The organism is Bradyrhizobium sp. th-b2 (genome assembly GCF_000426785.1).
GTDB classification, from domain to species: Bacteria; Pseudomonadota; Alphaproteobacteria; order Rhizobiales; family Xanthobacteraceae; genus Bradyrhizobium; species Bradyrhizobium septentrionale.
Genome location: NZ_AUGA01000118.1, coordinates 1 through 10308 on the forward strand (window position 1 = coordinate 1; position 10308 = coordinate 10308).

A 10308-nucleotide genomic window follows, 5' to 3' on the forward strand; every position below is an offset into this window, starting at 1 on the left:
CGCCTTGGGAAGGCGCAACTGGACCTTCGCCGGCAGCCAGCGTGGTGCCGACCGTGCCGCCATCATGCTGACGATGATCACGACCTGTCGTCTCAACGACGTCGATCCGAAAGCCTGGCTCGCCGACGTCCTCGCCCGTATCGCCGATCTTCCCGCATCGCGTCTGCACGAATTGCTGCCCTGGGAATGGAAGCTCCTGCGCCAAGCCGACAAGCCCGCCGATCAGCAGGCCGCCTGACCTTCACGCAAACGCCATCATAGAGCTCGCCGTACCCGCGCGCATGCGTCCATCACGCGGTCCTCGTCGTATGCGTACGAAGGTAATCGCCGGTTGGCTCTATCGAATGCTTGGGCGGGCGGGCAAGTGCTTCGGCCTAGCGGATCTACGCGCACTGGGCGTTCAACATCTACGACTATGACGATAAAGGTACGCTCGAGATCGGGTTCGTGCCGCGCCCGCTGCATTTGCCGGAAGAGAGGCTCATCGCTGGCGACGCGTCGGTCCGTATCCTGATGGACCGCGTCGAAGCCCATCGACCGTGAGGTCGGCATGCCAATTGGTTGGTTCTTCTTGATAATTCATGGTCATCAGGCTAAGCGAGAGGTTGGCCAAGCGATCGCCAAGGGGCTGCGTAATCTTTGACAGTCACTTCGGAGGAAGGCTCCTTGCTGGTCGATGCATGGATCTGGATCTTCCTCGAGGCCTTCTGCGATTCCAGGCCTGAGAGTGGCAAGCGGGAGCTGCGCCGCCGCTCCGCCATTGAGCCTATCATAGGACACCTCAGAACCGAAGGACACCTCGGCCGGTGTTACCTCAAAGGCCGCACCGGGGCCGCAGCCAACGTCGCCCTCTCTGCCGCCGGCCCCAACTTCCGACGCATCCTCGCTTGGGTTGGAGAACTTTGCGCCTGTTGCTGGTCTCGCTTTGGCGCATGCTCAACTGTCCAGCTCAGCTCAATCCAACTCCTTAAAGATCGGCTCGAAAGAAACGATGCAAGCACGTTTTGAGATTGCAAGTACGAAGAAGTCATGGCATACGCTCGATACAGCCATCTCGCGATGGCTCCGCTTGAGCCAAGCTCCGGCACTACCGAGCAGCTTAGCAGGCGTCGCGCGTCGAGGTCCAGACGAGGCAGGCGAACTTTACGAGGCATCACCTCGTCTCCCATCGAGCGGCTTTGCATAAGTTTCTTGCTCAAAACACGTACCGACTGCGAAGCCGCATGGACCAATGCCGGGATTCTTTTTGCCGTCCTTCGCAGAAAGAACGCAATCATGTGCGCTCCGGCATAGAGACGTCCGCGGAAAGAACCATGAACCCGGCACCGGATCACTTTTGTCTATCGGGGTTGACACCCCATCCACTATCAAAGAACGGTCGACCAACTACGCCGACGTCCGATTTCAGACATGCTTGTCGGTTTTGGTACTCTCCCTCAAGCAGTTGGGCCTTTTATGATCAAGCTCTCGCAGTTGGCATGAGGCTTGAAGGGGAGGTCTCATCCAACGCAGGCGCTCGAGGAGCGGCGGCTTACGATATGGTCGTTTTACCCATGGCCTCGCTGCGCAAATACACGAGCTTTCACATGGCGTCGATCTCGATGGCACATTCCGATAAATGCTCTCGATGTGGTTCTGCATTGGTCCACCTTGAGTGGCATGAGCGCACAGGTGCGCAGGTCCAATATCTTTGGCGCTGCTGGAACTGCAAGAACGAATTTGTCACCCTCGCCAGTTCTGATGAGACGGATCCTCCGGCCGTTGAGATCACGAAACTGTTCTTTACCAGCCTGCTAGTCTGATAGATGGCGCCCGAACGGGTCGAGCTTGTAAAACTATCGTTCGATGCAATGCGGCCGCTTCATTGCCGATGTCAAAATCGGTTCGAGTGGCACCCGGCGTTCCAACCCGAAACAAGCAGCAGAGGATGGTTTGGCAGAGGCCTAAAGAAAAACGAGTCTCCGTAGCGCCCTCTTGAGAACGCTAGCGTAGCAAATGCCGCTCAGTGGAGCCACCTTCCCATTGGTAATGAACTTGCAAGTCGCCTATGAGACTCGTACGCGTCGTCGTCGGTTTCGCCCTGCTGACTGTGGGACTATACGTTGTTATCGGCGAGCACTTTGCTGGGACATCGGCGGATGCTACGCTCAATGCTAGGCTCAACATCGTTCGTGCCCCGATCGAAGGAAGGGTGACGCTCGCCATAAAAAACATGGGCGCGCGCGTTAGCCCCGGCGGGCTTATAGCTGAAATATACGACCAGCGTTTCGATACCGCCAGGCTTCTTGAGCTTGATCGCGATCGCGAAGACCAACGGATCGAGCTCAAGCGCCTTGCTGGCCAGCCCCGAATTGCCGAAACGAAAGCAACTCAAGACGCTGCGGCTGCGCGCCTCCGTCAGGCGGATGCAGAGTTCCAGCGCGCGAACGAACTAAACACGCGTGGCGTACAGACAGCGGCCAATCTGGATCGCGCTCGCGCAACTTACGACGTCGCCCAGCAAGAACTCGAGAGTGCGCGGCAGCGAGTAAATTACTCGGAGACCGAACTCGCGTCCGCTCGCGAACGTCTTCATCGGGGAGTCCTACAATGCTGCTCCCTCCTCGACCCAACGTATCCGTGAACTCGAGCAACGGCTGGCCGAGCTGACTGTGGACAAAGAGCAGCTGAAGGCGCGCATCGCCCAGCTCGACCGGCAGATCGACGCCGAGCGTCTTCGTGTCAATAGTTTGACCTTCGCCACGCTCAGTGCCGGCATCTCGGGCCTAGTCTGGGACATACTGGTAGGCGACGGCCAATACGCGCGGCGTGGCCAGGATCTTGTCAAGATCGTCGACTGCAATACGCTGATCGTCGCCGCCGGCGTCGCCGAGTCTCTGTACGACAGTCTTTCCGTGGGGGCGGCGGTCCAGTTTCGGTTGTTTGGGGATGATCGGATTTTCGATGGAACCATAACCCGCCTCGGCGGATCCGGTGCAAGCTCGCTGTACGCCAACCTTGCTGTGGGTCCAAGTGCGCAGCATCTCCAGCGCTTTGACGTCACCGTGACTGTTCCCGACCTCGCGGCAGAGCCAGATCTCAGCTGCGCGATCGGGCGTACTGGTCGCGTCATCTTCACGGGCGGTCCCATCGCACAATTTCGCCGGTTTATTACGCGGTACGGACTCTGATGCTTCTGCTGTCTCCACTCCTTGCTGCCTTCGCAGGCGCCGCTTTGGTAATCGGGCTCCGCCTTACTGTCCTCCCTTTGCTCAATCCGATGAAATGGTATTGGCGCGCACTTCTCCTTGGGGCGGCCGCCATACTCTCGTGGCGCTATGTGATCTGGCGCATCACCGAAACTCTGGCGCCGCTCGACTGGACTGCGGATGCGCTCTTCAGTTGGGGATTCGCCATGCTCGAAGCTCTATCGGTTGGATTCCGATACAAAGCGTGACCGAGGACTTCCTGCTCACGCTCAAGCTCGCGGAAAACGGCTGGCAAACCGTGTACCTTAACGAGCCGCTGACTGAAGGCTTGGCTCCCGAGGGATTGCAAGAGTATATCGTCCAGCGTGGCCGGTGGTGCCTCGGCCTAATGCAGATTGTCCGCAACTCATACAGCCCATTTGGCTTGCACCGCCTCGGGCTGATGCATCGAATCGGCATCATCGACTCACTACTCTATTGGCTCACCACCTTTCCCTTCCGGCTTGCCAGCCTGATTTGCCCACTGTTGTACTGGTGGTGCGGGATCACGATCGTGAACGCGTCGCTGGTCGACATTATCAAATTTTACGTGCCGTATTACCTGGTGGTCCTGGTATCTTTGAACTGGCTGTCGAAAGGACTGTTTGTCCCGCTTCTCAACGACACGGCTCAGCTGATGGCGGCCTGGCCGATCAGTCGGGCTGCTGCTCTGGGGCTGCTGACCAGGGGATCGCATAACTTCTCGGTGACGGCCAAGGGTGGCAACCGCGCCAAAGTCGTTATTCAATGGACGTTGATGCGACCATTCCTAATCCTGCTCGGATTGACAATCGGCGGCCTAATCGTGTCGCTTAACTCCGATTTCGTCTTCAATACGTCGGGCGACGGCGGCCTACCGCAAAGAAGCCGATCGCACTCCAAACAGCCATTTTCATCATGACCCTCGCCGTTTGCGTTGAGCTGGTTCGATATGCCGCCGTTAGTTCAGTATCAGCAAAACCGCACCGCGAGGCTCCTACAAGCTCTGTAGGCATTCCCAAATCAAACGCCGCTCAGCATGCTGCTGGATGTCTTGCGCCCTTAGTCAACTATTGAGCTTGGTTATTGATCGAGAGGATGTAGCTATGGTACGCGTGCCCGATGAACGATCGCGGAGTCGTTTCGCATGAAGAACGTCTTGCTCGGCACGGTAGCCCTGATCGCGTTGACCGCTCCTGCCGCCTCCGCAGATCTAGCCGCGCGGCCTTACGCCAAAGCTTCTCCGATAGTGATTCCGATCTTTGATTGGACCGGCTTCTACATCGGCATCAATGGCGGCGGTAGCACCGCGCATCAGTGCTGGGACGTAGCCAACGCCGCCGGCTTGGTCTTCGCTCCACCTCGTGGCATGGGTTGCCACAATGCAACCGGTGGCACGTTCGGTGGCCAAATCGGCTACGGCCGGCAAATAGCCAACTCGGTGTTTGACCTGGAGGCGCAGGGTAACTGGCCCAATCTCAGCGGCTCCAACTCCAATCTCGCTTTCGTCGGCGTCCAGGATGGCACCAAGATCGATGCCTTCGGCCTGTTCACGGGCCAGGTTGGCTACACTTGGAATAACATGCTGCTCTATGTGAAAGTGGCGCTCCGGTCGTCCGCGACAAGTACCGGGTCTTCGATTTCACAACGGGGATGAACGTCGATAACGGCAGCGAGCCCCGGTGGGGCGGCGCCGTAGGCACGGGCCTTGAATTCGACTTCGCTCGGAACTGGTCAATTGGCGTTGAGTACGATCACTTGTTCACGGCTCATCGGGATGCGGACTTCTTCTTTTCAACCGGGCTTGTGGGCGGTCCAGCAGGCGCTTTTGCAGGGACCGCGCGTATTGGTCAGGACTTTGATATCGGTTTGATCCGCGTGAACTACCGCTGGGGTGGCGCTGGGGGCTGTGAGATATTGAGTCCCAGCGAGAGCGCGTATTGGACCATCGGCGCAGCCCTACCATACGACGACGGCCAGAAGGCTGTGGAGTTACCAGTAAATGGAGTCTACAATGCGTCTAGCAAATTGGAAATTAATCGAGTGGATCGCGTCTGCCTGCCTCGGGTTGATACTGGCGACAGCGGCAGAGGCGCAACCCATTTGGACATGGAGCAACCAGTACGGCTCAACCCTGGCGGTCAGCAGCTACGACCGGAGCACCGGCGCGATTTCCGGCACCTATACGAACAACGCAACCAATAGCTGCGACGAAGGCGTGCCTCAGGCGATGACAGGCTGGCTCGTCCAGAACCACAACGGAACGGCGATAAGCTTTGCTGTCAACTTCGAAGGTTGCAGCTCAACCACTGTTTGGACAGGACAGGTTAATGCGGCATCGGGATTTCAAGGGCTTTGGTTGCTTTCACTCGCCGAGGCGGTGGCATGGAATGGCATCAGCGCAGGCGCCGACACTTTCACGTTCGGTAGCGGCGACAAGTCAAAATTGGTGTCTGCTGATGCAACTGCGGCGAAAGGCGACGCGGGAGAGAAGCTCTCAAATACGAAGAAGCGCAAATGATGGCCAGCTTGCCAAGTCGACGTAGGCGAGCGGCCACTATTTGCGGCTCGAGCCAAGCAGTCTCGCGCACGTGCATAGGCCCGCGCGTGAGACTTTCTTCATCTATGATGGTACTGGCGCTCGTCCATCAATTCCGGGCGCTCGGCTTGGAGGGGCCCACACTACGGTTCTATCGGCTCGCTTGCCTCCGTCTGATCGCATTTCAGAATACGCCATCTCCCTCCCGCCGCGCCTGATGCTGACATTGGCGCGCGCCAGCGCGTCTGCCAGTCAATATAGCGGCGTGCCGTCGACGTACTTGTTGGCGAGCACGAGCGCCAGCGTTGAAGGCGTGGCGACGCTGCCGGGCAAGGGCTGCGCCGGCATCGGCACAGTCACCATCGGGCTATTCAGTGCGGTCCGCTCGCAGTGGCGGCGCGCATACTTGAACCGCACATGCCGCAGCACCGTCGCCTTCACCTCGATGCGCAGCTGCTCGGCGACGTTCTCGCCCATCCGATGCATCCGGCTCCGGCAGCACGGACAGGCCTTTTGGTCCTCGGGCAGGTCATGTTCGATGCGCTGGCGCGGCAGATCGGCCGGCAGCGGCTTGCGGTCGCGCTTCTTCGGCTCGGGCTTCTCGCCCTCAGGCAACCCTGTATCCGGAATCCCCGCCGGCTAACATCGCCGTCTTCCGCGCCGTCCTTAGCGGCGGTCTGCTCGGCTTCATTGACGATACGGTCCTTGAGCTTCGCTCCTAGGCGCGTAGCGCTGCAACCGCTCCAGACGCAACCGCTCCACAGGCGATGGCTTCGGGAGCGCGGCAACATGGACGGTTGGATAGTGACCGTCGCCGTCTTCAAGGAAGGCGCCGACGATGAGGAATTCAAGCACATAACTTACGCGGTTGCAGTGGCCGACCCGTCAGAAGCGGCGAGGATGACCATATTGCAAACTGCGGCGCAAAGCCCGCAATGCTAAACTGCCCTCTCGCAGAGGAGAAGTTGCGAAGGCTCGGCTTGGAGCCCGGCGCTGATAGCCATACACGATGACGCGATCGACCCGCATCACGCGACCCCGGCGCCACTAAGCGCTGCACGTTTCATCTCGTTCGGCCGCGTCCGGTTCATGACATTGCAGTCCGCAAGCCGCCACATCGTTCCGGTAGCTAGGGTGCACGAGGTGTGAAAGCGCTCTGTTTTGCAGGCGTGACCGTTTTGCCATGCATGGCTTGGTCGCTTGTTGATTGACCTCGTGAGGGCCAAGCCCTCATACCGCAACTTCGCGCGGGCGGTCGTCAGCAGCCGCCCGCGCTTTTTCATAGTGCTGGGTGCTCTTCCTCCTCTCTCTCTTGCATGGTGACTTGTCTGGCACGCGAGTTGCTTGCCGCATCGCGAAGCTCTAAGTGACTAGGCCTCCGCCAAAACGAAAGGTCACTTCGTGGGCCAGCGTTCACGAACGCTTAGGAGGCTGTTGAAATGGACAGGCTCAAATTCATACCAGCCTTCGAGGCTGCTATTCGTTCTGCCGATCCTAACAAGCTCGCCGCACTTCGCGAGACCATCCGCGAGCGCGGAGGCCCTGACGAGTTCGCGATGACGAGTACAGAACTCATGCGCATACCTCCGCTTACGCTCTTTAGGCTGCTTACGATCATTTGCGACGCGGCCGATGAGGAGAAGCGTTCATGAGTATGAATCCAGCAGCCGCTCGAAGTTATAGTATTCTCGAAGTTATAGTATTCTCATCGCAGACGCGGCCGTACCTGTCGTTAATGCGGCTTGCACAGCATTGCGGCTGTACGTCCGGACCGACAGACAAGGCACAAGTGATCGGACCAGAAACGAAGGCGGAGAAATCAGCCAAAATGAAAGGCCGGCGCAATGGCCAGCCCCATTAATCTTCGATGGCTTGATGCGCTCAACGGAATTACGCAGTAATGACTTCGAAGTCAGCCGGCATGCCACCGCTCATCAACATTGTCGCCTCGACGCATCTTAGCATTCTGGCCACCATCAACATCACTGCTCGACCATCAGAGACCTTAGATGAGTGTCGGAGGATTGGTGAGTTAGCGATCAAGGCCGCAACCGTGAAGCCCGGCTATTCCGCGTCCTATGTCTGCCACGACACTACCCTACAACGAGGCTTATCGGGCGTATTAGGCGTCGTTGCCTACGTGCAGCAGGAGGATAGTAAAATAACGATCCTTGAGGGCTACATGGCGACGATGTCAGACTGCAAGGTTGCCGGTATGGCAGCAGCCGCGAGCCGAGTTGTTCCCGGCGCTAGGTCTTGGGCTTGGGCTTGCTATGAGCTCGGTAGCTTTGGACAATGACCCAATCTCGGACGGCGCTAGTATTCCATAACCCTTGCGAGGGTTCACAACTGTGGCGCACCCAGAGCTATCTGCAGGCCCTCATTCCCGCCCCATTGCAAGTACCTAATTTGAGTTTGTGAGTGGCCTGTTTTGGATTAAGCAAACAGAAACCAAGGCTTAGCCGATGTTCCCAGTATTGGACGTTCTGTCCCATCAATTTCCATTAGGACGCCATCCGTTCTGCTGGTTGGCAGCCGTCATTAACCTTTGCCAATATGTTTTCTTTTGACCAGCAAGTCGGCGACCGGACATGCGAGCCTTGCCCAATCACCGCACCATCAACGGCAATAATCGGTGACCGAGAGTATCGTGCTCCCGCCTGAGTTAAGGCGCGCAACCATGGCCTACCATTTCGGGCGACTATGCCCGGCATGTCTAACCGCAATGTCGCTGGCACGCATCACGCCCGGCCGCTGGGGTCTTCAAATCCGCACCTATGAATGCCCGGTGTGCGACGACATCCACCAGGTTGTCGGCGATCTTGCTGACCCGTCTGAATGCTGACGTCGCGTACCTGCCGTGGACCGATTTCAAGGGGCGTGACAATCATCTCTTGCGCGACGAGACCATGTTTGATGAACAACGGGGCAATGGGAGCCGAGGCGTCCAAGTTGAAGGCGTCTTGTCCTACTTCGTCACCAGGAACTTCAGCGTCGGCGTCGGTGGCCGCTACTGGGCGATGGGGACCAACAGGCGAAGCAACCCTTTGTGCAGCGGCTGCGGTGAACCGACCGTACTTGCGAAGTACAGCATGGAACGCTGGGGTACGTTCTTTCAGGCGTCCTATAAGTTCGATTGAAAAAACACACCAAAATCGGTCATAAGCCTATAGGTTCCACGATGCAGGTTTCATGGAATCGATCGTCTGGAAGGAAGGATAGCTTCGCCAGGTTTGATTTCCGTCACCTGGAGATTCTTGTAGTTGACCAGCGCAGCGTTCTCTGAGCCGAATCGCGGTCAACCCCACCTTTTGCCAGTCGCGAGGATTCTAAGCGCGACTGCGAGGAAGCAGAGCTAAAGCCATGTCTTCTTTAGAAGCAATCAGCCGCTGGCTGGAATTACAAGACTTAGACACGCAACTTGAGGTCGCTGCATACGTGACACTCTTGATTTATCTTTAGGAAGAGTGACGTTCTCACGCTTGGCGGGCCGGAGGGCTCGACACCCTTCAGCGTTGGTTGACCGAACCAGAGTTGGATCCAAGGGCCGCCGCAGGTCGTGCTCTCACCTTCCGGCTCGCCTTCGACTACTTTGCCGAGGGCAAAATCAGAGGGGTTGGATGGAAACGGACCGAAGAACTAGAGCGAAAGAATCTGGAACAAGCTAAGCGCGACGGAAAGCTTGCGGCTGCGCGCAAGGCACAAAGAAAGCTTCAACTGTTGCCAACCCGAAAAGAGCACTGGTATCGTGTTGCGAGATCCTGGAATGGATTGGCGGCTACTTATCTTACACGCGAGGCTCTCGCTGTCGGATCTTTGCCGAGATGCACCTGAAGGTCATTTCAAATAGTCACTGTCTTCTACTGGCGAATCCCACCTTGCGCTCGAACTCAACCTGGCTGAGGTAGCCGATGGTCGAGTGCCTGCGGGTCGAGTTGTAAAATCGTTCGATGTAGTCGAACACATCGGCGCGTGCCTCGTCTCTGGTACGGTAGATCTTGTGGCGGTGCGTTCGGTCTTGAGCGAGAAGAAGCTCTCCAACAACGGCCGTCGATAAGGAAGGACGCAGCGCGATCAATCGGTCGCTGGTCGCGTCCTACCTGCACAGTGATGGTTTCGCTTCCCTGGCGCGACCGCTCACGAGATCATGGTCGCACTGGGCCATCTGACTCTCGCCGAAGCCGAGCACTACACATCCCCAAACCGGCAGAAGAGGGTATCCCTCCATTGAGGGCCGCCTTGTTTGACGGACGCGAGCGCTGCAGGTCCTAGGGGTAATCCTAGGAGAAGCGCTATGACGATTTCGCGGGCAGAGGTGATCACATCGGTCGAGCGGCGGCGTCGGTGGTCACAGGATGAGAAGGAACGGCTAGTTGCAGCATCGTTCGAGCCCGGAGCCACTGTTTCCGAGGTGGCTCGCATGGCCGGCCTTCATGTGAGCCAGCTGTTCAGGTGGCGCAAAGAGCTTTGCAAGCACGGTGAAACGAGTGTAGCGCCGTTGGTGCCGGTCGAGATTGGGCCGTCTGTGCCGCCGCGGGATGTGGCCGAAGCGCCATTGACGAC

At 58.0% G+C, this 10308-nt stretch carries 12 protein-coding genes and 3 pseudogenes; 13 read left to right on the forward strand and 2 right to left on the reverse strand.

All coding sequences use genetic code 11. The features are described from left to right. The 8 genes and pseudogenes from K359_RS0144520 to K359_RS55700 form a co-directional block, all read left to right on the forward strand. Positions 1 to 238 (forward strand): transposase domain-containing protein (locus K359_RS0144520; RefSeq protein ID WP_029080729.1); only part of this gene is annotated, 238 nt, incomplete at its 5' end. A 494-nt stretch (positions 239 to 732) separates the two neighbouring features. Continuing rightward, positions 733 to 971, forward strand: a pseudogene (locus K359_RS60220) (IS5/IS1182 family transposase); the annotation flags it as partial. A 1076-nt stretch (positions 972 to 2047) separates the two neighbouring features. Continuing rightward, positions 2048 to 2623, forward strand: a complete 576-nt coding sequence (locus K359_RS0144530; protein ID WP_029084856.1) for a hypothetical protein — start codon at positions 2048 to 2050, stop codon at positions 2621 to 2623. Positions 2624 to 2651: 28 nt separating this feature from the next. Then, positions 2652 to 3170: an HlyD family efflux transporter periplasmic adaptor subunit gene (locus K359_RS0144535; RefSeq protein WP_029084857.1), complete on the forward strand. Its 519-nt coding sequence runs from the start codon at positions 2652 to 2654 to the stop codon at positions 3168 to 3170. After that, positions 3170 to 3436 carry a hypothetical protein gene (locus tag K359_RS65260; RefSeq protein ID WP_029084858.1) on the forward strand — a complete coding sequence of 89 codons (267 nt, stop codon included), beginning with the start codon at positions 3170 to 3172 and terminating at the stop codon, positions 3434 to 3436. The genes K359_RS0144535 and K359_RS65260 overlap by 1 nt, the downstream gene beginning before the upstream one ends. After that, on the forward strand, positions 3433 to 4128 hold the full coding sequence (locus K359_RS0144545) for a glycosyltransferase family 2 protein (RefSeq protein WP_029084859.1): 696 nt from the start codon (positions 3433 to 3435) through the stop codon (positions 4126 to 4128). The genes K359_RS65260 and K359_RS0144545 overlap by 4 nt, the downstream gene beginning before the upstream one ends. A gap of 225 nt (positions 4129 to 4353) precedes the next feature. Continuing rightward, positions 4354 to 4863 carry a hypothetical protein gene (locus K359_RS55695; RefSeq protein ID WP_063619001.1) on the forward strand — a complete coding sequence of 170 codons (510 nt, stop codon included), beginning with the start codon at positions 4354 to 4356 and terminating at the stop codon, positions 4861 to 4863. 357 nt (positions 4864 to 5220) lie between these two features. Then, on the forward strand, positions 5221 to 5727 hold the full coding sequence (locus K359_RS55700; RefSeq protein WP_035978291.1) for an avidin/streptavidin family protein: 507 nt from the start codon (positions 5221 to 5223) through the stop codon (positions 5725 to 5727). Positions 5728 to 6000: 273 nt separating this feature from the next. Here K359_RS55700 and K359_RS55705 read toward each other — a convergent pair. After that, positions 6001 to 6504 (reverse strand): annotated as a pseudogene (locus tag K359_RS55705) (IS66 family transposase zinc-finger binding domain-containing protein); the annotation flags it as partial. 30 nt (positions 6505 to 6534) lie between these two features. Between K359_RS55705 and K359_RS65265 the strand changes: the two are divergent. From K359_RS65265 to K359_RS0144580, 4 genes are all read left to right on the forward strand, one after another. After that, entirely contained in the window at positions 6535 to 6687 is a 153-nt protein-coding gene (locus K359_RS65265; protein WP_224497162.1) for a hypothetical protein, read from the forward strand. Positions 6688 to 7184: 497 nt separating this feature from the next. Then, positions 7185 to 7397: a hypothetical protein gene (locus K359_RS0144570; RefSeq protein ID WP_029084861.1), complete on the forward strand. Its 213-nt coding sequence runs from the start codon at positions 7185 to 7187 to the stop codon at positions 7395 to 7397. A gap of 269 nt (positions 7398 to 7666) precedes the next feature. Continuing rightward, entirely contained in the window at positions 7667 to 8044 is a 378-nt protein-coding gene (locus K359_RS0144575; protein ID WP_029084862.1) for a hypothetical protein, read from the forward strand. A gap of 523 nt (positions 8045 to 8567) precedes the next feature. After that, a complete protein-coding gene (locus tag K359_RS0144580; RefSeq protein WP_224496607.1) occupies positions 8568 to 8885 on the forward strand; it encodes a hypothetical protein in 318 nt (105 codons plus the stop codon). Between the two features lie 710 nt (positions 8886 to 9595). Here K359_RS0144580 and K359_RS55715 read toward each other — a convergent pair. After that, positions 9596 to 9786: pseudogene (locus K359_RS55715) on the reverse strand (IS3 family transposase); the annotation flags it as partial. 253 nt (positions 9787 to 10039) lie between these two features. Between K359_RS55715 and K359_RS60230 the strand changes: the two are divergent. Next, a partial coding sequence (locus K359_RS60230) for a transposase (protein ID WP_029082167.1) occupies positions 10040 to 10308 on the forward strand: 269 nt, incomplete at its 3' end.

What these genes read in the sequence shown, in the direction of transcription:
- K359_RS55695 (WP_063619001.1), top strand. Translation starts at nt 4,354, where the DNA reads ATGAAGAACGTCTTGCTCGGCACGGTAGCCCTGATCGCGTTGACCGCT.
- K359_RS0144575 (WP_029084862.1), top strand. Translation starts at nt 7,667, where the DNA reads ATGCCACCGCTCATCAACATTGTCGCCTCGACGCATCTTAGCATTCTG.
- K359_RS65260 (WP_029084858.1), top strand. Translation starts at nt 3,170, where the DNA reads ATGCTTCTGCTGTCTCCACTCCTTGCTGCCTTCGCAGGCGCCGCTTTG.
- K359_RS0144570 (WP_029084861.1), top strand. Translation starts at nt 7,185, where the DNA reads ATGGACAGGCTCAAATTCATACCAGCCTTCGAGGCTGCTATTCGTTCT.
- K359_RS55700 (WP_035978291.1), top strand. Translation starts at nt 5,221, where the DNA reads ATGCGTCTAGCAAATTGGAAATTAATCGAGTGGATCGCGTCTGCCTGC.
- K359_RS65265 (WP_224497162.1), top strand. Translation starts at nt 6,535, where the DNA reads ATGGACGGTTGGATAGTGACCGTCGCCGTCTTCAAGGAAGGCGCCGAC.
- K359_RS0144530 (WP_029084856.1), top strand. Translation starts at nt 2,048, where the DNA reads ATGAGACTCGTACGCGTCGTCGTCGGTTTCGCCCTGCTGACTGTGGGA.